We start from the raw sequence: 22,088 nt of genomic DNA, 5'->3' as shown, positions 1-22,088 counted from the left end.
CAACCTAGTATTGGAGACGCAATGCAGGAAGGGGACAGCGTGACCGGGTCCATCGAGGAATCCGCCGTGGCTACCGTGGCCGAGTGGCACGAGGGGCTGGCGGCCGTGCTCACGGGCGCGGTGGACCAGGCCAGGGCCGCCGTCGTGGAGTTCAGCGGGGCGGAGGCGGTCGGCGATTACCTGGGCGTCAGTTACGAGGATCCGGCGGCCGCGACCCACCGGTTCCTGGCGCATCTACCCGGTTATCAGGGCTGGCAATGGGCTGTCGTCGTCGCCGCACATCCCGGTGCCGACCACGCCACCGTCAGCGAGGTGGTGCTGATCCCGGGTCCGACGGCGCTGCTGGCGCCGCGGTGGGTTCCGTGGGATCAGCGGGTGCGCCCGGGGGACCTGAGCCCCGGTGACCTGCTGGCACCCGCGGCCGACGATCCGCGGCTGGTGCCCGGCTACACGGCCAGCGGTGACGCGCAGGTCGACGAGACCGCCGCCGAGATCGGGCTGGGCCGGCGCTGGGTGATGAGCGTCCTTGGCCGCGCGGAGGCGGCCGAACGGTGGCACACCGGCGACCACGGGCCCGACTCACCGATGGCGCGGTCCACCAAGCGGGTGTGCCGCGACTGCGGCTTTTTCCTGCCGCTGGCGGGATCGCTCGGCGCGATGTTCGGCGTGTGCGGCAACGAATTGTCGGCCGACGGGCAGATCGTCGACAAGCAGTACGGTTGCGGCGCGCATTCGGATACGCCTGCTCCGGCCGGTACGGGTTCGCCCGCGTACGAGCCATACGACGACGGCGTGCTCGACGTCGTCGAAGCGCCGTCCGAGCCGTCCGAGCCGGCAGAGGCATCCGAGGTACAGCCGGAGCCCACGGAGTCGCCGACCCAGGTGGCGGAATCCCACACCCCGGAGGCCCAGCCGGACGGCGGCGCGGATGTCGAAGTGTCGGCGTCAGCTCCCGAGGAGGCGGCACCCGAGGCGGCCGAGTCCGGCGCCGACACAGCGGAGTCGCAGCCCGAGGCGACGCAGTCGCAGCAGCCCGAGGCGGAGTTGCAGCTCGAGAGGGAGTCGCAGCCCGAGGCGGACTAGCCCTTTTCGGCGGCGGCCTTGATCTTGGCCAACGAGGTGTTCATCCCGTCGACCAATTCGCGTTCGAAGTTGGTGGTCCCGCCGAGCAGCGCATTCACCGTCAGATTGGAAATTGCGGTCACGCCGTTCTCGGCGTGACGGCTTTCGATCACCCGGGTGCCCTCGCCGGTGGGTTGGAGCTCGTAGCTCCAGATCGTGTGGTTGGCGTTGACCCGGAACGCAAGCTTGGTCTCAGGGACGACCTCGACGACCGTGCAAGTGGTCGGCCAGTACATGCGGTTACGGCGATTGATGTTGAGGCTGCGCATGCCCTGGCGCAGCGGACCGAAGGTCTTCATCCAACGGCACTGGGGGCTCCACTCCGGCATCCGCCGCAGATCGGAAATCAGCCCCCACACCGTGGAAACCGGTGCGTCAATATCGATTTGCGCTTGCAGTAGTGGGGCTACCATCGATCCTCCCGGGTCCGTGCTGGTCGCGAAATCTAGCCGTGATCGAAATAGTTTTCGAGTCCGTCTTGTGCGCCCCGTGCGCCGCGGCGGGCCGCGGCGAGTTGCAACACGAAGATGCTCGTGCCGAGCACTCCGACGCCGAGCCCGGCCAGTGTCAGGGGGCGCCAGCTCTGCAGGGCGGGCACCAGAAACGCGGCGGCCGCCGCGACCAGCCAGCCGAGCGCGCCGAATGCGACGAACGGCCAGGCGTTGAGGAGCGCGGGCGGCAGCGGCGGCGCCTCGCGGTGCTGGCCGGGTTCGACAGACATCGCGATTAACATAGCCGCCGGTGCGGTCCGCCGGTACCACCGCATGCGCGGGAAGGCCCAGCGAAAATGCCTGGGCCGCGGGTCAAGCGGTGCGACAACGACCGGCCCACGCAGCGCTACGGACCAAAGTCCGTCGTTCGCCGGTTCGTATCCCGATTACTGGAGGTTGCGTGTAACCTCGCGCCATGCCTGACAGCGATGCGCGGCTGGCCAGCGATCTGTCGCTGGCGGTCATGCGGCTGGCCCGCCAACTTCGGTTCCGGAACCCCTCGTCGCCGGTGTCGTTGTCCCAGCTGTCGGCGCTGGCCACGCTGGCTAACGAGGGCCCGATGACGCCCGGCGCGCTGGCGATTCGCGAACGGGTCCGGCCGCCGTCGATGACACGGGTGATCGCGTCGCTGGCCGACATGGGCCTGGTGGACCGTGCCCCGCATCCGATCGACGGCCGGCAGGTGCTGGTCTCGGTTTCGCACTCCGGCGCCGAGTTGGTCAAGGCGACCCGGCGCGCCCGCCAGGAGTGGCTGGCCAAGCGGCTGGCCACGCTGGACAGCCAGCAACGGGACACCCTGCGCAACGCGGCCGACCTGATGCTGGCCTTGGTCGACGAAGGCCCGTGAGCGACGGAACGCATGCCCTGAACGTCCAGGACGTTGACGATCCCGACGACCCCCGGCTCGACGATTTCCGCGATCTGAACAGTGTCGATCGTCGTCCCGATCTGCCGTCCGGCAAAGGCTTGGTGATCGCTGAAGGCGTGCTGGTCGTTCAGCGCATGCTCGCCTCCCGATTCATTCCGCATGCCCTGTTGGGGACGGACCGTCGGCTCGCCGAGCTCGCCGATCACCTGGCGGGTAGTGCCGTGCCGTTCTACCGGACCTCCGCCGGGGTCATGGCGCAAGTGGTGGGCTTTCACCTCAATCGCGGCGTACTCGCGGCCGCCCGCAGGGTGCCGGAACGCAGCGTGACCGAACTGGTCGAGCACGCCCGGACGGTCGCGGTGCTCGAGGGCGTCAACGATCACGAGAATCTGGGCTCGATTTTTCGCAACGCCGCCGGATTGGGCGTGGACGCGGTGGTGTTCGGCAGCGGCTGCGCCGACCCGCTATACCGTCGCGCCGTTCGCGTCTCCATGGGCCACGCCTTGCTGGTGCCGTATGCGCGGGCGACGGAGTGGCCCGCCGAGCTGGTAATGCTGAAAGAGAACGGATTTCGGCTGCTGGCGATGACCCCGGACAGCACGGCGTGCGCCCTGCCGGAGGCCATGGCGGCCGCGCACGACCAGCGCGTCGCGGTGGTCGTGGGCGCCGAGGGGCCGGGGCTTACGCCGGCGACCCTGCGCTTGAGCGATGTGCGGGTGCGTATCCCGATGTCGCGCGGCACCGACTCCCTCAATGTCGCGACTGCGGCCGCTTTGGCGTTCTACGAACGGGTTAGGCTCGGCTCGTGACCGACGATTCCGTGCCCTGGGCAACGGGTTTGACGGTCGCCGGGTTCGTCGCCGCAGTGACCGGGGCCGCCATCGTGGTGCTGACTTTGGGACTGATACGGGTGCATCCGCTCCTGGCGGTCGGTCTCAACGTCGTCGCCGCCGGCGGGCTGGCGCCCACGCTGTGGGGATGGCGGCACAAGCTGGTGCTGCGGTGGTTCCTGCTGGGCGCGGGAATCGGTGTCGCCGGCGGGTGGTTGACGCTGATCGCGCTGACGCTGCGCGGTAGCGGCTAGCGAGCGCGGCGTAGCCGGGCGTGGCGGGTCGCCACCATCCGTCTAGCGCTGTCCGCCCGAGCGCACGCCGAGCAGCACGTCCTCCCAAGCCGGGATGACCGGCTTACCCCGACGGGTGTGTACCGGTTGTTCCTGCGGCGCGGGTTGCTCTTGCGGCGCGGGGGCGGCGGGCTTGGCCGGCTCCTCGAACGAGACGTGGGCGACCCGCGCGAGCGGCCGCAGCGGGCGGTCGAAGTTCGGGTCCACCAGTTCTTTGGCCGCATCGTCCACAGCCGTGATCGTTCCCCCGTGGGCGCCCGGGGCGAAGCAGAAGTGCGCGATGTTGTCGGACCGGCCGGCCTTCCACGCAAGCTGCACCGTCCAGCGGCTGTCTTCGTTGCGCCACGCGTCCCAGCTGAGCCGGTCGGGTTCCAGACCGCGCGTCACGAGCGCCGTGCTCACGGTTTCCAGGAGGGTGAGCACCGCGGGGCCGTCGGCGAGCACCGGATGCGCGGCCGTTGCCAACTCGGCGGCGCGGGCGCGTTCCAGCAGCACCGGGTGTGCGAACCGCCGGACCCGCGAGATGTCGGAGCCCGACGCCGCGGCAACCTGCTCGACGGACGCACCGGCCCGGATCTTGGCCTGAATCTCTTTGGGGCTCAGCATGTTGGTGACCTGGATGTCGAGGTGCGGTTGGTTCGGGGGCGCGGCCTCGCCGCGCACGGCGGCCTTCAGCTGATCGTCGATGGCGAGCTTGAACGGTTCGCCGGCGTCGCCGGCCTCACAGATGATGTGTTTGCCGTCCGCATCGACCTCAACCATTTTCAGTTCCCGCATGGCTTCTCCTCGCAGGCTCCGTGTGCAGGTCGACGGACCCATCTCGTGCGCACTCTAGTGCGCCAACGTCCGTAAACGGCGCTGACACGCTGGGCGGTTGCGTGCTGATTGCGGGGCGGTTACAGCCGCTCGACCACCCAGTCGACGCATTGCGTCAGAGCGCTGACGTCGTCGGGCTCGACTGCCGGGAACATCCCGACGCGCAACTGGTTGCGGCCGAGTTTGCGGTACGGCTCGATGTCGACGATGCCGTTCGCCCGCAAAACCTTCGCGACGGCCGCCGCATCAACGTCGTCGACGAAATCGATGGTGCCCACCACCTGAGACCGCAGCGCGGGGTCGGCGACGAACGGCGTGGTGTATGGCCGCTCCTCTGCCCAGGAGTACAACCGCTGCGAGGAGTCGGCCGTGCGCTTGACGGCCCAGTCCAGCCCGCCGTTGCCCAGCATCCAATCGAGCTGCTCGGCCATCAGCGCCAGGGTGCCGATGGCCGGGGTGTTGTACGTCTGGTTCTTGAGGCTGTTGTCCACGGCGATCGGCAGCGACAGAAAGTCGGGAACCCAGCGGCCGGACGCGGCGATGGACTCGACCCGCGCCAGCGCGGCCGGACTCATGACGGCAAGCCATAGGCCGCCATCGCTGGCAAAATTCTTCTGCGGCGAGAAGTAGTAGGCATCGGTGTCGGTGATCTCGACCGGCAGGCCGCCCGCGCCGGAGGTGGCGTCGATGACGACCAGGGCGTCGCCGGAGTCGGCGGGCCGGCGGATGGGCACTGCCACCCCGGTCGAGGTCTCGTTGTGGGCCCAGGCGATGACGTCAACCGAGGGATCGCTCTGCGGCTCGGGCGCGCTGCCGGCATCCGCCTTGATGACGATGGGTTCGCCGACGAAAGGGTTGTTGGCGACCGCCGAGGTGAACTTCGAACTGAACTCGCCGAAGGAGAGGTGCAACGAGCGCTTGTCGATCAACCCGAACGCCGCGGCGTCCCAGAATGCCGTCGCGCCGCCATTGCCGAGGATGACCTCGTAACCATCTGGCACGGAGAACAGCTCGGCCACCCCCGACCGGACCCGACCCACCAAATTCTTGACGGGCGCCTGCCGGTGCGATGTGCCGAACAGTGGGGCCGCGGTGGTCGCCAGGGCCTGCAACTGTTCGGGGCGGACCTTGGAAGGGCCGCATCCGAAGCGGCCATCGCGGGGTTTGATGTCAGCGGGAACCTCGAGCTGGTCAGCCATGCTCATCAGGGTAGTGAGCGGACGTGACGCGCGGCACGGCGGTCCGGCTGCCGACGCAGCGGGCCCCGGCAAAACGCCTGGCCGCGCAACTCGCTGGGTTGTGCGGGCTGTGACGCGGGACACACCAAAGCGCTGACCACTGGTCAGCCCACAGTGCCGAAGAGGGGCCTAGAAGATATGCGGTACCTGCGGTACTGTCTGGACACAGCACGTCCTAATGTAAACCTCGCTGGGGAGGCTTGGATATGGCCAGGACACGCATGGTTCGGCGGTGGCGCCGCAATATGGAAGTGCGCGACGACACCGAGTACGTCAACACGCTCGCCACTCTGTCCGAGGGGTCGGTGCGTCGAAACTTCAACCCGTACACAGACATCGACTGGGATTCGGCCGAATTCGCCGTCACGGAGAACGACCCTCGGTGGATACTGCCTGCGACCGACCCGTTGGGACGGCATCCCTGGTACCTGGCGCAGTCCGACGAGCGCAAGATCAAGATCGGCATGTGGCGCCAGGCCAACGTCGCCAAGGTCGGCCTGCACTTCGAGTCGATCCTGATCCGCGGTCTGATGAACTACACGTTCTGGGTGCCGAACGGCTCCCCGGAATACCGGTACTGCCTGCACGAATCGGTCGAAGAGTGCAACCACACCATGATGTTTCAGGAGATGGTCAACCGGATCGGCACCGACGTCCCGGGCATGCCCCGGGCGCTCAAGTGGCTCTCGCCGCTGGTTCCGCTAGTGGCCGGCCCGCTGCCGGTGGCGTTCTTCATCGGGGTGCTCGCGGGCGAGGAACCGATCGACCACACGCAGAAAAACGTTCTGCGCGAAGGCAAGTCGCTGCATCCCATCATGGAGCGGGTGATGGCCATACACGTGGCCGAGGAAGCGCGCCACATCTCGTTCGCCCACGAGTTCCTACGTAGGCGGGTGCCGGAGCTGACCAAGCGCCAGCGGTTCTGGACCGCGCTGTACCTGCCGCTGACGATGAAGACCTTGTGCCGGGCAATCGTGGTGCCGCCCAAGGCGTTCTGGCAGGAGTTCGACATTCCGCGCGAGGTCAAGAAGGAACTCTTCTTCCGGTCGCCGGAGTCACGAAAGTGGCTGAGCGACATGTTCGGTGACGTTCGGATGCTGGCCCACGACACCGGGCTGATGGAGACGCGCTCGGCGCGGCTCATGTGGCGGCTCTGCAAGATCGACGGCAAGCCGTCGCGCTACCGCAGCGAGCCACAACGCCAGCACCTGGCCGCGGCGCCGGCAGCCTAGGCCCGCACGGGTAATCGTTTATGCCGCATGTTATTACCCAGTCGTGCTGTAACGACGGGTCCTGTGTTTTCGCGTGCCCGGTGAACTGCATTCACCCCACGCCCGATGAGCCCGGCTTCGCCACCTCGGAGATGCTCTACATCGACCCGGTGGCCTGTGTGGACTGCGGCGCGTGCGTGAGCGCCTGCCCCGTCGGCGCGATCGCGCCGGAGAGCCGGCTGGACACCAAGCAGCTGCCGTTCGTCGAGATCAACGCGTCCTTCTACCCCGAGCGGCCCGAGGGCGAGAAGGTGCCGCCCACATCGAAGCTGGCCCCGGTGATTCCGGCCGCCCAGGTGCGCGCCCGCCGCCGGCCGCTAACCGTGGCCATCGTGGGATCCGGGCCGGCGGCCATGTATGCCGCCGACGAACTGCTCACCCAACACGGGGTGCGGGTCAACGTCTTTGAGAAGCTGCCCACGCCCTATGGGCTGGTGCGTGCCGGAGTGGCGCCCGATCATCAGAACACCAAACGGGTCACCCGGCTGTTCGACCGGGTCACCGGTCATCGCCGCTTCCGGTTCTACCTCAACGTCGAGGTCGGCAGGCACCTGAGCCACGCCGAGCTGCTGGCCCACCACCATGCCGTGGTGTACGCCGTCGGCGCACCCGACGACCGTCGGCTGGAGATCGAGGGCATGGGCCTGCCCGGCACCGGAACCGCTACCGAATTGGTCGCGTGGATCAACGGGCATCCCGACTTCGCCGATCTCCCAGTCGATCTCAGCCACGAGCGGGTGGTGATCGTCGGCAACGGAAACGTCGCACTCGACGTGGCCCGCGTGCTCACGGCGAACCCTGACGACCTGGCCCGCACCGACATCTCCGATCGCGCATTGGCGGCGTTTCGCGCTTCCACCGTCCGCGAAGTGGTGCTCGCCGCCCGGCGCGGCCCCGCCCAGTCGGCATTCACCTTGCCCGAACTGATCGGACTCACGGGCTCCTCCGACGTCGTGCTGAGCGCGGCCGACCACGAGTTGGTGGCGGCCGACCTCGCTAGCGCCACGGACGGCTTGACGAAGCGCAAGCTGCAAATCCTGAGCACACTCGGTGACGATTCGGGGCCGGCCCGCAATTCCGGGGACCCGCGTATCCGGCTGGCCTATCGGCTCACCCCGAAGCGTGTGCTGGGTGATCGACGCGTCACGGGGGTGGAGTTCGCCGTCACCGGAACCGGCGAGCCGTGTCGACTGGACGCGGGTCTGCTGCTGACATCGATTGGCTACCGCGGCATGCCGATTCGCGACCTGCCGTTCGATCAGTCGACCGCGGTGGTCCCCAACGACGGCGGCCGTGTGGTCGATCCCGACTCCGGGGCGCCGGTCCCGGGGGCCTACGTCGCGGGCTGGATCAAGCGGGGGCCCAGCGGTTTCATCGGCACGAACAAGTCGTGCTCCCTGCAAACCGTTCAGGCCCTGGTGGCCGATTTCAACGCCGGCAAGCTGAGCGATCCGGTGGCTGAGCCGGAGGCGCTGGCCAAGCTGGTGCACACCCGGCAGCCTGACGCCGTTGATGCCCGCGGCTGGCGAGCCATCGACGCCGCCGAGATCGCGCGCGGCAGCGCTGACGGTCGGCCGCGGAACAAGTTCACCGAGGTGGCCGACATGCTCGCCGCCGCTGCCGCCGCCGAGCCCGCGCCGCCGCCGCGACGCGGGCTGCTAGACCGGCTGCTCGGCTAGCCGGCGCCCTGCCCGGCCATCGCGGCCTGGATTTCGTCGTAGCCGACCTCGCGGACCGGCTGACCCATCGACCAGTGGTGGCCGAACGGGTCGGCGACCACGCCGTATCGGTCACCCCAAAACTGGTCGTCCAACGGAGCGACCACGGTGGCGCCCGCGTCCAGCGCCCGCTGGAACTTGGCGTCGACGTCGGTGACCGTCAGGTGGATGGTGACCGGGGTGCCGCCCAATGACTTGGGCGTCATCGATTTGCCGCCGCACACCTCGGGGAAATCGTCGTTGAGCATGACCAGAAAGCCGTTGATGCGCACCGCGGCGTGGATGAGTTTTCCGTCCGGCCGGGGCACACGCCCCAGCTCCTCGGCGCCGAAAGCCTTGACGTAAAAGTCAATTGCGGCGGCGGCGTCGTCCACCACCAGGTGCGGGGACAGGGCGGGTTCGATGTTGAGCGCCATTGTGGTTCTCCTTGCTGTCGGTTCCCAGGCCGGCCCGAAACGGGCAGGCTTCGCGAGTTATGACTGCGCCCGCGACGAAAACTCATCGCGGCGACACTCATTTAATCGCCGGGAACCGACAACCGGCGCCGCCTCAGGCGTTGGTGAGGCTGCGGGTCCAACCCTCGACCGATTCCGGGCTGCGTGGGCCCGGTCCGACATAGATCGCCGACGGGCGCACCAGCTTGCCGAGCCGCTTCTGCTCGAGGATGTGCGCGCACCAGCCGGCGGTGCGTCCGCAGGTGAACATCGCCGGCATCATGTTGGCCGGTACCTGCGCGAAGTCGAGGATCACCGCCGCCCAGAACTCGACGTTGGTCTCGATGGCCCGGTCCGGACGTCGCTCGCGCAGCTCGGCGAGGGCGGCCTGCTCGAGGGCGACCGCGACCTCGTGGCGCGGAGCCTTCAGCCGCTCGGCGGTCGCACGCAGCACCCGCGCGCGCGGGTCCTCGGCGCGGTAGACGCGGTGGCCGAAGCCCATCAGCTTGTCGCCGCTGTCCAGGATCTTCTTGACCAGCCCGCGGGCGTCACCGGTGCGTTCGACCTCTTCGATCATCGGCAGGACCCGCGCCGGCGCCCCGCCGTGCAGCGGTCCGCTCATTGCCCCGATCGCCCCGGACAACGCCGCGGCCACGTCGGCGCCGGTCGAGGCGATCACCCGCGCGGTGAACGTCGAGGCGTTCATGCCGTGCTCGGCGGCCGAGACCCAGTAGGCGTCGATCGCCTCGACGTGCCTCGGGTCCGGCTCGCCCTGCCAGCGGGTCATGAAACGGGCTGTGACGGTGTCGCATTCATCGATCACCCGCTGCGGGACCGCGGGCTGGTAGATGCCGCGGGCGGACTGCGCCACGTAGGACAAGGCCATCACCGAGGCCCGGGCCAGCTGGTCGCGGGCGGTGTCGTCGTCGGTGTCGAGCAGGGGCCGGTAACCCCAGATCGGGGCCAGCATCGCCAGGCCCGCCTGCACGTCGACGCGCACGTCACCGGTGTGGATGGGCAGCGGGAACGGCTCGGCGGGCGGCAATCCGTGGCCGAACTTGCCGTCGACCAGCAGGGCCCACACGTCGCCGAAGGTGACCTGCTGATCCACCAGGTCCTGGATGTCGACACCGCGGTAGCGCAGCGCGCCGCCGTCCTTATCCGGTTCGGCGATTTCGGTGGTGAAGGCGACGACCCCTTCGAGGCCGGGGACAAAGTCTTCGGGGACCACAGTCATAGGAAAATTCTCGCACCCCACGTTCGCGCCGACGCTACCGGCCGGTAGCAAGCCCCGGTAGCGTTGGCGCGATGGCAGGACCAGACTCCGAGCGCCTGCAGAGGATGCGCGTGGAATACGGATCGGTGGAGAAGGACGGTAGTCCCGATCTCGACGCGGATTGGCTAGACGACGGTTGGGTTGCCTTGTTGCGCAAATGGATCGACGAAGCCGAGCGGTCCGGCGTCGCCGAACCGAACGCCATGGTGCTGGCCACCGTTGCCGACGGCCGGCCGACGAGCCGATCGGTGTTGTGCAAAAGCGTCGACGAGTCCGGAATCACATTTTTCACCAACTATGACTCGGCCAAGGGCGCCGACCTCGCGGCGACGCCGTACGCGTCGGTGACATTTCCCTGGTACCAGCTGGGCCGGCAGGTTCACCTCCGCGGTCCGGTGAGCAAGGTCACGCCAGAGGCCACCGAGGACTACTGGTCCAAGCGGCCCCGCGGCTCCCAGCTTGGCGCGTGGGCATCGCACCAATCCCGTCCGATCGCGTCACGCGCGGCGCTGCTCGACCAGCTGGCCGAGGTCACCGCCCGCTTCGCCGACCGGGAACAGATTCCGGTGCCGCCGGGGTGGGGCGGCTATCTGCTTGCTCCGGAGTCGGTCGAGTTCTGGCAGGGCCGGGAGAACCGGTTGCATAACCGGATCCGGGTCACCGGTGCTCACGTCGAGCGCCTCCAGCCCTAGCCCGTCCCGGGGGCCGGTGCGACGGGACAGACCCGACCCCGGGCAGGCATGCGAACGCGACAACGACTACCTTCACCTATAAGCACCTAGTCAGGGCAGCCATACCAGCCAGAGCGCAAAGGGGTTCTCGTGGCCGACACCGACGACACCGCAACTCTGAAGTACCCGGGGGGCGAGATCGACCTGGAGATCGTTCGCGCCACCGAAGGTGCTGACGGGATTGCGCTCGGTTCCCTGTTGTCCAAAACCGGGCACACCACCTTCGACAACGGCTTCGTCAACACCGCCGCCTGCAAGAGCGCCATCACCTACATCGACGGTGACGCCGGGATTCTGCGTTACCGCGGCTACCCGATCGAGCAGCTCGCCGAGAAGTCGACCTTCATCGAGGTGAGCTACCTCCTGATCTACGGCGAGCTGCCCGACAAGGACCAGCTCGCGGAGTTCACCCAGCGGATCCAGCTGCACACCATGCTGCACGAGGACCTGAAGCGCTTCTTCGACGGCTTCCCCCGCAATGCGCATCCCATGCCGGTGCTGTCCAGCGTGGTGAACGCGTTGAGCGCCTATTACCCCGACGCGCTCGACCCGATGGACAACAGGCAGGTCGAGCTGTCGACCATCCGCCTGCTCGCCAAATTGCCCACCATCGCCGCGTACGCCTACAAGAAGTCCGTCGGGCAGCCCTTCCTCTACCCGGACAACTCGCTGTCGCTGGTGGAGAACTTCCTCCGCATGACGTTCGGGCTACCGGCGGAGCCCTACCAGGCCGACCCCGAAGTCGTGCGGGCGCTGGACATGCTGCTCATCCTGCACGCCGACCACGAGCAGAACTGCTCGACGTCGACGGTTCGGCTGGTGGGCTCGTCGCGGGCCAACCTGTTCACCTCGATCTCCGGCGGCATCAACGCGCTGTGGGGGCCGCTGCACGGCGGCGCCAACCAGGCGGTGCTCGAGATGCTCGACCAGATCCGCGAAAGTGGCGACGACGTCAGCGAGTTCGTCCGCAAGGTGAAGAACCGCGAAGAGGGTGTCAAGCTGATGGGCTTCGGCCACCGCGTCTACAAGAACTACGACCCGCGCGCCCGGATCGTCAAGGAGCAGGCCGACAAGATCCTGGCCAAGCTCGGCGGCGACCCGCTGCTGGACATCGCCAAGGAGCTGGAAGAGGCGGCGCTGACCGATGACTACTTCATCGAGCGCAAGCTGTACCCGAACGTCGACTTCTACACCGGGCTGATCTACCGGGCCCTCGGCTTCCCCGTCCGGATGTTCACCGTGCTGTTCGCGCTGGGCCGGCTGCCCGGCTGGGTCGCGCACTGGCGTGAGATGCACGACGAGGGTGACAGCAAGATCGGCCGCCCGCGCCAGATCTACACCGGTTACACCGAGCGCGACTACACCACCATCGACGCGCGCTAGTGGCGATCGCGAGCGCGGCGTAGCCGGGCGCTGCGGGTCGCCACCGACGAGCTAGTGGCGATCGCGAGCGCGGCGTAGCCGGGCGAATCGGGTCGCCAGGTCGCCACCGATCGGGTCATCAGCAGAGCGAGGCCAGCACCGCCATGGCGGCGTTGTGCCCGCCGATGCCCGACACTGCGCCGCCGCGGCGGGCGCCGGAGCCGCACAGCATGATCCGCTCATGTGCGGTCGCCACCCCCCATTGCCGCGCGGGCGTGTTCAGCGGGTCGTCGTCGTCCGCGAACGGCCACGACAGGCCGCCATGGAAGATGTTGCCGGCCGTCATCCCGAGTGTGCGGTGCAAGTCCAGGGTGGTCGTCGTCTCGATGCATGGCCGGCCCTGGGCGTCGCTCATCAACACGTCCTGAATGGGTTCGGCCAGAACGGAATTCAGTGACGCCAGGACCGACTCGGTCAACCGGTCACGCAGGGCGCCGGAGTAGTTGCCGTCGAAAAGCGAGTGCGGGGTGTGCAGACCGAACACCGTCATCGTGTGCGCGCCCGATTCGCGCAGGTCGGCCGACAAGATGCTCGGGTCGGTCAGCGAATGGCAATAGGCTTCGCACGGTAGCGGTTTCGGGATATGCCCGGCCGCCGCGCGCGAATATCCGGCGTCCAGTTGGGTCCAGGTCTCGTTCACATGGAACGTCCCGGCGAAGGCCTGTTCGGGGGTGACGCCGTCGTCGCGCAATCGGGGCAGTCGTCGCAGCACCATGTTCACCTTGACCTGCGCGCCCTGGGCGGGGGTCGGCGGCCGTTCGCCGAGCAGGCCTGCCAATACCGCGGGTGTGACACCGGCGAGGACGAACCGACCCCTTATCAGGTGTTCCTCATCGCCGGTGCGGTAGCGCACCAAGCCGTCGGGTTCGACATTGTAAACCTCTGCGCCAGTGATGATTTCGGCGCCATGGCGGACGGCGGCCGTTGCCAGGGCATCGGTCAGTGCGCCCATCCCGCCGACGGGAACATCCCAGTCCCCGGTGCCGCCGCCCAGTACGTGATAGAGGAAGCAGACGTTCTGCATCAGCGACGGGTCGTCGAGGCGCGCGAACGTTCCGATCAGTGCGTCGGTCGCGACCACACCGCGGACCACGTCGTTGCCGACGGCGGCGGTGATGGCGTGCCCGATCGGCTCGTCGATCAACGCGCGCCACGCGGCCGCCGCCTCGCTGTCACCGCTTCCCGAGACATGCAGGCGGGCCTGCTCGCGGGTGCGCAGCGGTTCCAGCAGTGTCGGCCATACCCGTTGGGTCACCAGTCGGCAGCGTCGGTAGAAGGAGGCGAACCCTTGCTCATCGGGGCCGGCGCCGATCGCGGCGAACGTGTTGCCGGCCGCACCGATCAACAGCCCGCCGCGGCCATCGGCGTCGGGGTCGGGCGTGTACGAGGAATACCGCCGCCGGGCCAGCCGCACCCCCGCACCCAGGTCGTCGACGATGCGGGCCGGCAACAAGCTGACCAGGTAGGAGTAGCGGGAGAGCCGGACGCCGACACCGTCGAAGGCCTGGGCCGAGACCGCGGCCCCGCCGATGTGACCCTGCCGCTCCAGCAACCGCACCCGAAGGCCCGCGCGAGCCAGGTACGCCGCAGCGACCAGGCCGTTGTGACCGCCACCAACCACTATGGCGTCCAAGGCCCCGCCATTTGCCGCGTGATGGCTCAGTTCAGGTAGCCCTCCACCTCGCCGGGCGGACGAACCTCGGCCTCCCGGGGGTCACCGCCGGTTTCACGCAGCGCCCGCCGCTGCCGCAGCAGGTCCCAACACTGGTCCAGCTCGACCTCCAGCCGGCGCAGGCGGTCGTGTTCCTCCGATTCGGAGATGTCGCGGTTTTGCAGCTGCTCCCGCAGGGCTTTCTCCTGTGCGACCAGCTCGCGGATGTGTGCCAGGGTTTCGTTGTCGGTCGGTTTGTTGCCGTTGGCCATCGCTCCAGTGTGCCCGACCGGGGCGTGGGCCGGATCGCTAGGTTGCCCATCGCCCACCGGGCGAGCGGCGCAGGCCAACCAACCGACGGAGGCGAAACCCTTGTGCCATAGCTGATTCGGAGCCTGCCACGACGAAGATCCCGACGGCGTCGCTCGCGCTCCGGCACCCGAAGCGCTAGCTCGGGCCGGGTAGGCGCAACACCAGGCGCGCGCCGCCCAGCGGGCTGCTTTCCAGCGCAGCGGTTCCTCCGTGCAGGTGGGCCTGCTGTGCCACCAACGCCAGCCCCAGGCCCGACCCGGAGTGTGAGGCGGTCGACCCGCGGGAGAATCGCTCGAAGACGACTTGGCGTTCGTCTTCGGGGATGCCGCTGCCGTTGTCGTCGATGGCGATCTCCACCCCGGCGCGCGAGCTGACCGCCGAGAGGCGGACGCGGGTCGCGCCGCCGTGCTTGACGGCGTTGGCGATCGCGTTGTCCACCGCCAGGCGCAATCCGGCCGGCAATCCGACGATGATGCACGTCGGCGACGGCACCAGCGACACGTCGAGGTCGGGGTAGATGCGCATCGCGTCGTGGGCGGCGCGGTCAAGCAGCTCGGTGATGTCGACCGGCACCTGATCGTCGGATGTCGACAGTTCGCCCTGGGCCAGCCGCTCGAGGGCGCTCAGGGTGGCCTCGATCCGCGACTGGGTGCGGATGACGTCGCTCAGCACCTCTTTGCGTTGGTCGTCGGGCATGTCCAGGGTGGCCAGCACCTCGAGGTTGGTGCGCATCGCCGTCAAGGGCGTGCGCAGCTCGTGCGACGACACGGCGGCGAAGTCGCGGGCCGACGCCAGCGCCTCCTTGGTCCGGATCTGCTCATCCCAGATGCGCTGCAGCATGCCCCGCATGGCCTCGGCGATCTCGACGGCCTCGGTGGCGCCGTGCACCTCCACCCGCGGCGCCTCGTCGCCGGCATCGATCGATCGCGTCTGCTGCGCGAGCTGTTTGAACGGGCGCACCGCGAATGCGGCCAGCAACCAGGCGAACACGGCCGCCGCGCCGATGGCGAAGCCACAGATCAGCAGTACTCGCCGGTGCAGATTGTTGGTTTCGGCGAGGGTCGCGTCATACGTCGCGCCCACAGCCAGCGACGTGGGCTCCGGCGCAGGGATCTCTACCGTCCGCACCCGGTACCGCACGCCTTTGACGTAGGCGTCGGCGTAATCGACGTCCAACTTGGGCAGCGTCACATCGGTGTTCGACTTGACCTGGTCGCCGCGGCGGACCGTCATGATGGCGTCGTTGTCGTTGGGGGAGCGCGGGATTTCGTCGAGGCCGCGCGGCAGGAAGGGGATCGCGAAGCCCGCGGCCTCGTCGAGGCGGCGGTCCAGCCGCTCCTTGCGGTCGTTGGTGATGCCCACCCAGACGACGATCCCGACGATGAGCACGGGAATGGCGGCGCCGATGACGGTCGCGACCACGACCCGGGCGCGCAGCGAAGGCGTACGGGTCAGGATGCGGGATAGGAAATTCATGGAGCCCGCCTGGTTACTGCATACGCAGCACGAACCCTACTCCGCGGACGGTGTGCAGCAGCCGGGGACCGCCGTTGGCCTCCAGCTTGCGGCGCAGGTACCCGATGAACACGTCGACGACGTTGGTGTCGGCGGCAAAGTCGTAACCCCACACCAGTTCCAGCAGCTGCGCGCGCGACAGCACCGCGGTCTTGTGCTCGGCCAACACCGCCAGCAGGTCGAACTCCCGCTTGGTCAGGTCGACGTCGACGCCGTTGACGCGGGCGCGCCGGCCGGGGATGTCCACCTCGAGCGGGCCCACAGTGATTGTCTCCGAGGAGGAGGTGGCGGTCGCGCCGCGACGGCGAAGCAGCGCCTTCACCCGCGCGACGAGCTCGGCCAACACGAACGGCTTGACCAAGTAGTCGTCGGCGCCGGCCTCGAGTCCGGCGACCCGGTCGTCGACCGAGCTGCGGGCGGACAGCACGCAGACCGGGACGTCGTTGTCCATCGCCCTGAGCGCGGTGACCACGCTGACGCCATCCAGCACCGGCATGTTGATGTCGAGCACGATCGCGTCCGGCCGGGTCTCGGTGGCGCTGCGCAAGGCTTCGGCGCCGTCGACCGCGGTCGACACCTCGAATCCGGACAGCCGCAGGCCGCGTTCCAGCGACGCGAGCACATCGGAGTCGTCGTCGACGACCAAGACGCGGGGTGAGATGCCACCAGTGTCCATGCCGCCCATCTTGCCTGATTGTTGACCGCGGTGGTGCCCTGGCCGGGCCGTCGATGCCTAAAAGGTTACGTTTTCGACGCCAGGCCGCGACTGCCCGTTGGTATGGGCGGGTCACCCCGAGATCGGTTGGCGTGACGCGGCATTCGCGTCCGGGGTGACCGGTTTCTGATTGATGTTGCCTCCGTGAGGGTTTGGGTCATTCCGTGGCGAGACCGCTCAGCCGCACCGCCAGTTGCCGGCGCACCGCGGGAACCCCTGCGGCCAGGCGCATTCCCGTGTTGCGCAGGGGGCGCAACGGGCGCGGTAGGGTCGCGACCCGGGTCAGCCGTCCCGTCAGTTTCAGCACCCGCTCGGCGCGGCGGCGCTGCGCGGTGCTGTACGCATCCAGCGCGGCGTCCGGGCCGCCCCCCAGAACGTCGGCGAGCGCCCCGGCCAGCGCCACCGCGTCGGTGATCCCGAGGTTCATGCCCTGGCCCCCCGCCGGGCTGTGCACGTGCGCCGCGTCGCCAGCCAGCAGCAATCGGCCGGCCCGGTACGTGTCGGCGACGCGGTGGTGGATGTGGAACCGCGACCCCCAGACCAGCTCGGTGACCACCGTCTGCCCGGGCCCGAAGCCCCGGGTGTCCAGCAGTGCCTGCACAAACTCCGCCGACGGCAGCTGCGGCGCCTCGGTGGTCGGCGCGACGACACGGAAGATGTCGCCGGGCAGCGGGGCCAGCACCGTCAGGCCGTCTTTGGCGTAGAACAGGATCACCTCGTTGCGGGGCGCTTCGCCGGTAACTCGGACGTCGGCGAGTGTGAAAGCCTCGGCGAATTGGCCACCGGTGAAGCCGATTCCGGCTTGCGTCCGGACCGTGCTGTTCATGCCGTCCGCCCCGACGGCGTAGCCGGCCCTGATGGTGTCGCCGTCGTCGAATGCGGCCGTCACGCCGGTGGCGTCCTGGCTGATGCGGCTCAGCGTCTTGGGGCGGACCACGTCACCGCCTAACTCCCGGAGTCGCTCGAGCAGCAGCCGCTCGGTGTCGGCCTGGGACAGCATCAGGGTGTAGGGATGGTCCGTCGGCAGCTCGCTGAAGTCGACGGGGATCAGGATGCGCCGGCCCTCCCGCATGGTGAATCGCGGCGCGATCAGCCCCGCTTTGACCATGCGCCGGGCCACGTCGAGCTCCTCGAGCACCTCGAGGGTGCGGGCGTTGACGGCGGCGGCGCGGGACGTGTTCGCGCCCTCGGCCAACTTGTCGACGATTACCACCCGAATTCCGCGGCTGAGCAGTGTGGCGGCGAGCGTGAGACCGGTGGGGCCCGCGCCTACCACCAGGACATCGGTGTCTTTCATGGTCCGCTCCTCTCCCTGGGAGTTAAGTCAACGCTTGTTGGCATATCTCCATGCTTGCGCGCCGCCGGCGCTATGTCAACAGTTGTTGGCCTACACTCGTTGGCATGAGAAGGTCGTCGGAGGAGACCAAGGCAGTGATTCTGGCGGCGGCCCGCGAGCGGTTCGGCGCGGCCGGTTTTCAGGGCGCGACCATCCGGGCGATAGCCGCCGACGCGGGCATCGATCCCGCGATGGTCATGCGGTACTACGGCAGCAAGGACAAGCTGTTCGCCGCGGCGGCCGAGTTCGACTTGCGGTTTCCCGACCTCGCCTCGACCGACCCGGCGCAGGTCGGGCGGTCGCTGGTCCGGCACTTTCTCGAACGCTGGGAGGGCGACGAGGCGCTGGTCATCCTGCTGCGGTCCAGCGCCACCAACGGCGAAGCGGCGCAACGGATGCAGGAGATCTTCGGAACCCAGATCCAGCCGCTGGTGGCTTCCTTCGTGCCGCCGCAAGATTCCGCTGTGCGGGCGGGGCTGATCGCGACCCAGATCCTGGGGATGGCGTTGTGCCGCTTCGTGTTACGGCTACCCCCGATCGTGGAGATGACCCGCGACGACATCGTCGACTGGCTCGGCCCGACGATCCAGCGCTACCTCGGGCTGCCGGACGGCTGACTCGCGAGACGTAAACCACCGCGGCGTTTTGCGGCGTTCGTGTGCGTGGTTTACGTGTCGTGAAGGCGCTCGGCGAAATGTCAGGGCAATCCGATGCGGCGGTAGCGCTGCAGGCGGGCCGTGAGCCGTTCGCCCGCGGGGAGCGCCCGCAGCGCGTGCAGCTCGGCGGCGACGGCGCGCGAAAGTCGCTGGCAGAACTCGACCGGCTCGTCGGCGGCGTCGGGATGCTCCGGCACGACGGCGTCGACGATACCCGACGCCAGCAGGTCGACCGACCGGATGCCTTGCGCCGCGGCAAGTTCGGCGGCGTGCGCGGTGTCCCGGAAGACGATCGCACTGGCGCCTTCGGGCGGGAGCGGCGCCAGCCACGCGTGCAGCGCGGCCAGCACCCGATCGGCGGGCACCATCGCCAGCGCCGGCCCGCCGCTGCCCTGGCCGAGCAGCACCGACACCGTCGGGGTATCGAGGGTCACCAGCTCGGCCAGGCACTGGGCGATCTGGCCGGCCAGCCCGCCCTGTTCGGCCTCGGCCGACAGCGCGGGACCGGCGGTGTCGATCACCAGCACCAGCGGAAGGCGCAGCTCGGCGGCCAGCGCCATGCCGCGCCGGGCCTCGCGCAGCGACGCGGGCCCCACCATCCCGCCCGTCACCCGCTGCTGTCCGAGCACCACCGCGGGCTGGCCGGCGAAACGGGCCAGCGCCAGCAGGGTCGTCGCCGCTTCTCCCTGGCCCGTGCCCGACAGCAGCACCCGATCGGTGGCGCCGTGGCGCAGCAGCAGCCCGACACCCGGCCGGTCGGGGCGGCGCGAGGCCACCACCGAGTCCCACGCCGGCACGTCGGGGAGCGGTTCGGGCGGTGCCGCCGCAGGTAGGGGATCGGCCGGGTCGGCGATGACGGTCAGCGCGCGGTCCAGCGTCCGGCGCAGCTCGCCGACCGGGACGACCCCGTCGATCACGCCGTGGCGCTGTAGGTTCTCCGCCGTCTGGACGCCTTCGGGGAACGGTTCGCCGTAGAGCAGCTGGTACACCCGGGGCCCGAGGAAGCCGATCATGGCGTCCGGTTCGGCGACGGTGACATGGCCGAGCGAACCCCACGACGCGAACACCCCGCCGGTGGTGGGATTGCGCAGGTAGACCAGGTAGGGCAGGTGGGCTTGCTTGTGCAGGCGGACGGCGGCGGCGATCTTCACCATCTGCAGGAAGGCGACCGTGCCCTCCTGCATGCGGGTGCCCCCGGAGCTCGGCGAGGCCAGCAGCGGCAGGCCCTCGGCGGTCGCTCGCTGCACCGCGGCGGTGATCCGTTCCGCCGCGGCCACCCCGATCGAGCCGCCGAGGAAGCCGAACTCGCAGACCACCACCGCGACCCGGCGTCCGTAGATGCGGCCCTCGCCGGTCAGCACCGACTCGTCGAGGCCGGTGGCCGCCCGGGCGTCGGCCAGTTCGCGCGCGTAAGCCTCGCTGACCGGCACCGCGAGCGGCTGGCCGTCCCAGCGGATGAAGGAGCCCTCGTCCAGCACCGCGTCGCGCAGCTGAGCAGCCGTGATACGACTCACGACACGAGGCTATATAGGGTGGCTGCCATGATCGGTGTTACCCAGGCCGAAGCCGTGCTGACGATTGAGCTGCAGCGGCCCGAGCGCCGCAACGCGCTGAATTCCGAGCTCGTCGAGGAACTGCGGGAGGCGTTCCAGAAGGCGAGCGACGGCTCCGTGCGGGCCATCGTGCTGACCGGCCAGGGCACGGCGTTCTGCGCGGGCGCCGACCTGAGCGGCGACGCGTTCGCGGCCGACTATCCCGACCGGCTGATCGAGCTGCACAAGGTGATGGATACCACGCTGATCCCGGTGATCGCCGCCATCAACGGCCCCGCCATCGGCGCGGGCCTGCAGCTGGCCATGCAATGCGATCTGCGGGTCGTCGCACCGGACGCGTTCTTCCAGTTCCCGACATCGAAATACGGTCTGGCACTTGATAACTGGAGCATCCGCCGGCTGTCTTCACTGGTCGGGCACGGGCGAGCCCGCGCGATGCTGCTGGCCGCGGAGAAGCTGACCGCCGACGTCGCGCTGCAGACCGGAATGGCCAACCGCATCGGAACGCTGGCCGACGCCCAAGCCTGGGCAACCGAGATCGCCGGCCTGGCGCCGCTGGCGATTCAGCACGCCAAGCGGGTGCTGAACGACGACGGCGCCATCGAGGAGGCCGGCCCGGTGCACAAGGAACTCTTCGACAAGGCGTGGGGGAGCCAGGACGTCATCGAGGCCCAGGTCGCCCGCATCGAGAAGCGACCGCCGAAGTTCCAGGGGGCCTGACCGTCATGCTGCGGGGGGCGCTGCGACTGGCCGCCGGCACGGCATCGCTGGCGGCCGGCGGCTGGGTGGTGCGGGCGCTGCACGGCGCACCGGCGGCCCTCGGCGCCCACCCCGCCGCGATCAGGGCGGTGGCGGAGGGGTCGCCCAACTACCGCGACGGCGCATTCGTCAACCTCGACCCCGCCTCCAATTTCCTGATGGATCGCGAGGAACTGCGGCTGGTCGCGTGGGAGCTCATCGGCAGTCGGGGCGTCAGCCGTCCTTCGGCGCCAATCCCGTTGGCCGCTCCCGCGATCTTCGACGGTGACCCCGGCCGGCTCGCCGTCAGCTGGTTCGGTCACTCGACGGCGCTGCTGGAAATCGACGGTTACCGGGTGCTCACCGACCCGGTCTGGAGCGACCGGTGCTCACCGTCGGACATCGTCGGACCGCAGCGGCTGCACCCGCCGCCGGTGCAACTGGAAGGGCTGCCCGCCGTCGACGCGGTGGTGATCAGCCACGACCACTACGACCACCTCGATATGGACACGGTGACGGCGCTCGCCCACACGCAGCGGGCCCCGTTCTTCGTGCCGCTCGGTGTCGGCGCTCACCTGCGCGCGTGGGGGATACCGGAGCACCGCATCGTCGAGCTCGACTGGCATCAGAGTGGCCTGGTAGACGAGCTGACCGTGACTTGCCTGCCGGCGCGGCACTTTTCGGGTCGATTCCTGGATCGCAATACCACGCTGTGGGCGTCGTGGACATTCATCGGTCCGAATCATCGCGCCTACTTCGGCGGTGACACCGGCTACACCAAGAGCTTCGCGCAGATCGGCGCCGACCACGGGCCGTTCGACCTGACGCTGTTGCCCATCGGCGCCTACAACACCGCGTGGCCCGACGTCCACATGAACCCCGAGGAAGCGGTACGGGCACACCTCGACCTCACCGGCGACGGACTGCTGGTGCCGATTCATTGGGGCACTTTCCGGCTGGCCCCCCACCCGTGGGCCGAGCCGGTTGAACGCTTGCTCGCCGCCGCGGAACCGGAGCACGTCAAAATTGCGGTTCCCGCCCCCGGCCAGCACATCGATCCCGGGGCGCCGCCGAAATCGAACCCCTGGTGGCGGCTCTGATT

The 22,088-nt window shown here is 68.9% G+C and carries 22 protein-coding genes and 1 pseudogene; 11 read left to right on the top strand and 12 right to left on the bottom strand.

The features are described from left to right. Positions 1-39: 39 nt before the first annotated feature. Positions 40-822 (top strand): annotated as a pseudogene (locus A5773_RS15140) (DUF3027 domain-containing protein); the annotation flags it as partial. 257 nt (positions 823-1,079) lie between these two features. On the opposite strand, the gene A5773_RS15135 reads toward A5773_RS15140, so the two are convergent. Both A5773_RS15135 and A5773_RS15130 read right to left on the bottom strand, forming a co-directional pair. Then, complete coding sequence (locus A5773_RS15135) at positions 1,080-1,535, bottom strand: SRPBCC family protein (RefSeq protein ID WP_067791432.1); 456 nt, start codon at positions 1,533-1,535, stop codon at positions 1,080-1,082. A gap of 32 nt (positions 1,536-1,567) precedes the next feature. Beyond that, positions 1,568-1,843: a DUF2530 domain-containing protein gene (locus A5773_RS15130; protein ID WP_067791489.1), complete on the bottom strand. Its 276-nt coding sequence runs from the start codon at positions 1,841-1,843 to the stop codon at positions 1,568-1,570. A gap of 185 nt (positions 1,844-2,028) precedes the next feature. Here A5773_RS15130 and A5773_RS15125 point away from each other — a divergent pair, with 185 nt between their 5' ends. The 3 genes from A5773_RS15125 to A5773_RS15115 are packed head-to-tail and all read left to right on the top strand — an operon-like array spanning position 2,029 to position 3,565. Next, entirely contained in the window at positions 2,029-2,460 is a 432-nt protein-coding gene (locus A5773_RS15125; protein ID WP_066957597.1) for a MarR family transcriptional regulator, read from the top strand. Beyond that, on the top strand, positions 2,457-3,290 hold the full coding sequence (locus tag A5773_RS15120; RefSeq protein WP_067791430.1) for an RNA methyltransferase: 834 nt from the start codon (positions 2,457-2,459) through the stop codon (positions 3,288-3,290). The genes A5773_RS15125 and A5773_RS15120 overlap by 4 nt, the downstream gene beginning before the upstream one ends. Beyond that, positions 3,287-3,565, top strand: a complete 279-nt coding sequence (locus A5773_RS15115) for a DUF2537 domain-containing protein (RefSeq protein WP_066957593.1) — start codon at positions 3,287-3,289, stop codon at positions 3,563-3,565. The genes A5773_RS15120 and A5773_RS15115 overlap by 4 nt, the downstream gene beginning before the upstream one ends. A gap of 42 nt (positions 3,566-3,607) precedes the next feature. Here the strand turns inward: A5773_RS15115 and sepH are convergent, their stop codons facing one another. Further along, positions 3,608-4,381 (bottom strand): septation protein SepH, encoded by a 774-nt coding sequence (gene sepH / locus A5773_RS15110; protein WP_066957591.1) that lies wholly within the window; start codon positions 4,379-4,381, stop codon positions 3,608-3,610. 119 nt (positions 4,382-4,500) lie between these two features. Next, positions 4,501-5,619 carry a phosphoserine transaminase gene (gene serC, locus A5773_RS15105; RefSeq protein ID WP_067265562.1) on the bottom strand — a complete coding sequence of 373 codons (1,119 nt, stop codon included), beginning with the start codon at positions 5,617-5,619 and terminating at the stop codon, positions 4,501-4,503. A gap of 245 nt (positions 5,620-5,864) precedes the next feature. On the opposite strand from serC, the gene A5773_RS15100 reads away from it, so the two are divergent. Continuing rightward, a complete protein-coding gene (locus A5773_RS15100; protein ID WP_066957589.1) occupies positions 5,865-6,890 on the top strand; it encodes a diiron oxygenase in 1,026 nt (341 codons plus the stop codon). Between the two features lie 20 nt (positions 6,891-6,910). Continuing rightward, a complete protein-coding gene (locus A5773_RS15095) occupies positions 6,911-8,608 on the top strand; it encodes an FAD-dependent oxidoreductase (protein WP_067791428.1) in 1,698 nt (565 codons plus the stop codon). On the opposite strand, the gene A5773_RS15090 is transcribed toward A5773_RS15095, so the two are convergent. Next, the gene (locus tag A5773_RS15090) at positions 8,605-9,063 is read right to left on the bottom strand and encodes a VOC family protein (protein ID WP_066957585.1); all 459 of its coding nucleotides are present in this window, start codon (positions 9,061-9,063) and stop codon (positions 8,605-8,607) included. The genes A5773_RS15095 and A5773_RS15090 overlap by 4 nt on opposite strands. Positions 9,064-9,196: 133 nt before the next feature. Further along, a complete protein-coding gene (locus tag A5773_RS15085) occupies positions 9,197-10,318 on the bottom strand; it encodes a citrate synthase 2 (protein WP_066957583.1) in 1,122 nt (373 codons plus the stop codon). 71 nt (positions 10,319-10,389) lie between these two features. On the opposite strand from A5773_RS15085, the gene pdxH reads away from it, so the two are divergent. Beyond that, a complete protein-coding gene (gene pdxH / locus A5773_RS15080) occupies positions 10,390-11,049 on the top strand; it encodes a pyridoxamine 5'-phosphate oxidase (protein ID WP_066957581.1) in 660 nt (219 codons plus the stop codon). Positions 11,050-11,178: 129 nt separating this feature from the next. After that, complete coding sequence (locus A5773_RS15075; protein WP_066957580.1) at positions 11,179-12,471, top strand: citrate synthase; 1,293 nt, start codon at positions 11,179-11,181, stop codon at positions 12,469-12,471. A 118-nt stretch (positions 12,472-12,589) separates the two neighbouring features. On the opposite strand, the gene A5773_RS15070 is transcribed toward A5773_RS15075, so the two are convergent. The 5 genes from A5773_RS15070 to A5773_RS15050 form a co-directional block, all read right to left on the bottom strand. Next, the gene (locus A5773_RS15070) at positions 12,590-14,143 is read right to left on the bottom strand and encodes an NAD(P)/FAD-dependent oxidoreductase (protein ID WP_067791426.1); all 1,554 of its coding nucleotides are present in this window, start codon (positions 14,141-14,143) and stop codon (positions 12,590-12,592) included. A 26-nt stretch (positions 14,144-14,169) separates the two neighbouring features. Then, the gene (locus tag A5773_RS15065; protein WP_066957576.1) at positions 14,170-14,433 is read right to left on the bottom strand and encodes a DUF2630 family protein; all 264 of its coding nucleotides are present in this window, start codon (positions 14,431-14,433) and stop codon (positions 14,170-14,172) included. A 175-nt stretch (positions 14,434-14,608) separates the two neighbouring features. Then, positions 14,609-15,949, bottom strand: a complete 1,341-nt coding sequence (locus tag A5773_RS15060) for a HAMP domain-containing sensor histidine kinase (RefSeq protein WP_066957574.1) — start codon at positions 15,947-15,949, stop codon at positions 14,609-14,611. Between the two features lie 13 nt (positions 15,950-15,962). Continuing rightward, positions 15,963-16,673, bottom strand: a complete 711-nt coding sequence (gene prrA / locus A5773_RS15055; RefSeq protein ID WP_156349628.1) for a two-component system response regulator PrrA — start codon at positions 16,671-16,673, stop codon at positions 15,963-15,965. 187 nt (positions 16,674-16,860) lie between these two features. Further along, complete coding sequence (locus A5773_RS15050) at positions 16,861-18,000, bottom strand: FAD-dependent oxidoreductase (RefSeq protein ID WP_067791424.1); 1,140 nt, start codon at positions 17,998-18,000, stop codon at positions 16,861-16,863. Between the two features lie 104 nt (positions 18,001-18,104). Between A5773_RS15050 and A5773_RS15045 the strand changes: the two genes are divergently transcribed. Then, on the top strand, positions 18,105-18,656 hold the full coding sequence (locus A5773_RS15045; protein WP_066957571.1) for a TetR/AcrR family transcriptional regulator: 552 nt from the start codon (positions 18,105-18,107) through the stop codon (positions 18,654-18,656). Positions 18,657-18,736: 80 nt separating this feature from the next. Here the strand turns inward: A5773_RS15045 and A5773_RS15040 are convergent, their stop codons facing one another. Beyond that, positions 18,737-20,209: a carboxyl transferase domain-containing protein gene (locus tag A5773_RS15040; protein ID WP_066957569.1), complete on the bottom strand. Its 1,473-nt coding sequence runs from the start codon at positions 20,207-20,209 to the stop codon at positions 18,737-18,739. A 27-nt stretch (positions 20,210-20,236) separates the two neighbouring features. Between A5773_RS15040 and A5773_RS15035 the strand changes: the two genes are divergently transcribed. Together A5773_RS15035 and A5773_RS15030 are read left to right on the top strand one after the other, a co-directional pair. After that, positions 20,237-20,968: an enoyl-CoA hydratase gene (locus A5773_RS15035; RefSeq protein WP_066957567.1), complete on the top strand. Its 732-nt coding sequence runs from the start codon at positions 20,237-20,239 to the stop codon at positions 20,966-20,968. Positions 20,969-20,973: 5 nt separating this feature from the next. Beyond that, positions 20,974-22,086: an MBL fold metallo-hydrolase gene (locus A5773_RS15030; protein ID WP_067791422.1), complete on the top strand. Its 1,113-nt coding sequence runs from the start codon at positions 20,974-20,976 to the stop codon at positions 22,084-22,086. Positions 22,087-22,088 lie beyond the last annotated feature (2 nt).

The sequence above is a fragment of the Mycobacterium sp. 852014-52450_SCH5900713 genome, from assembly GCF_001667075.1.
GTDB lineage: Bacteria > Actinomycetota > Actinomycetes > Mycobacteriales > Mycobacteriaceae > Mycobacterium.
Note: the sequence above shows the minus strand (reverse complement) of the source record. Positions and strands in the feature narration are given on the sequence as shown.

What these genes read in the sequence shown, in the direction of transcription:
- A5773_RS15060 (WP_066957574.1), bottom strand. Translation starts at nt 15,949, where the DNA reads ATGAATTTCCTATCCCGCATCCTGACCCGTACGCCTTCGCTGCGCGCC.
- A5773_RS15100 (WP_066957589.1), top strand. Translation starts at nt 5,865, where the DNA reads ATGGCCAGGACACGCATGGTTCGGCGGTGGCGCCGCAATATGGAAGTG.
- A5773_RS15135 (WP_067791432.1), bottom strand. Translation starts at nt 1,535, where the DNA reads ATGGTAGCCCCACTACTGCAAGCGCAAATCGATATTGACGCACCGGTT.
- A5773_RS15030 (WP_067791422.1), top strand. Translation starts at nt 20,974, where the DNA reads ATGCTGCGGGGGGCGCTGCGACTGGCCGCCGGCACGGCATCGCTGGCG.
- A5773_RS15085 (WP_066957583.1), bottom strand. Translation starts at nt 10,318, where the DNA reads ATGACTGTGGTCCCCGAAGACTTTGTCCCCGGCCTCGAAGGGGTCGTC.
- prrA (WP_156349628.1), bottom strand. Translation starts at nt 16,673, where the DNA reads ATGGGCGGCATGGACACTGGTGGCATCTCACCCCGCGTCTTGGTCGTC.
- pdxH (WP_066957581.1), top strand. Translation starts at nt 10,390, where the DNA reads ATGGCAGGACCAGACTCCGAGCGCCTGCAGAGGATGCGCGTGGAATAC.
- A5773_RS15050 (WP_067791424.1), bottom strand. Translation starts at nt 18,000, where the DNA reads ATGAAAGACACCGATGTCCTGGTGGTAGGCGCGGGCCCCACCGGTCTC.
- A5773_RS15095 (WP_067791428.1), top strand. Translation starts at nt 6,911, where the DNA reads ATGCCGCATGTTATTACCCAGTCGTGCTGTAACGACGGGTCCTGTGTT.
- serC (WP_067265562.1), bottom strand. Translation starts at nt 5,619, where the DNA reads ATGGCTGACCAGCTCGAGGTTCCCGCTGACATCAAACCCCGCGATGGC.
- A5773_RS15130 (WP_067791489.1), bottom strand. Translation starts at nt 1,843, where the DNA reads ATGTCTGTCGAACCCGGCCAGCACCGCGAGGCGCCGCCGCTGCCGCCC.
- sepH (WP_066957591.1), bottom strand. Translation starts at nt 4,381, where the DNA reads ATGCGGGAACTGAAAATGGTTGAGGTCGATGCGGACGGCAAACACATC.
- A5773_RS15045 (WP_066957571.1), top strand. Translation starts at nt 18,105, where the DNA reads ATGAGAAGGTCGTCGGAGGAGACCAAGGCAGTGATTCTGGCGGCGGCC.
- A5773_RS15035 (WP_066957567.1), top strand. Translation starts at nt 20,237, where the DNA reads ATGATCGGTGTTACCCAGGCCGAAGCCGTGCTGACGATTGAGCTGCAG.
- A5773_RS15125 (WP_066957597.1), top strand. Translation starts at nt 2,029, where the DNA reads ATGCCTGACAGCGATGCGCGGCTGGCCAGCGATCTGTCGCTGGCGGTC.
- A5773_RS15090 (WP_066957585.1), bottom strand. Translation starts at nt 9,063, where the DNA reads ATGGCGCTCAACATCGAACCCGCCCTGTCCCCGCACCTGGTGGTGGAC.
- A5773_RS15065 (WP_066957576.1), bottom strand. Translation starts at nt 14,433, where the DNA reads ATGGCCAACGGCAACAAACCGACCGACAACGAAACCCTGGCACACATC.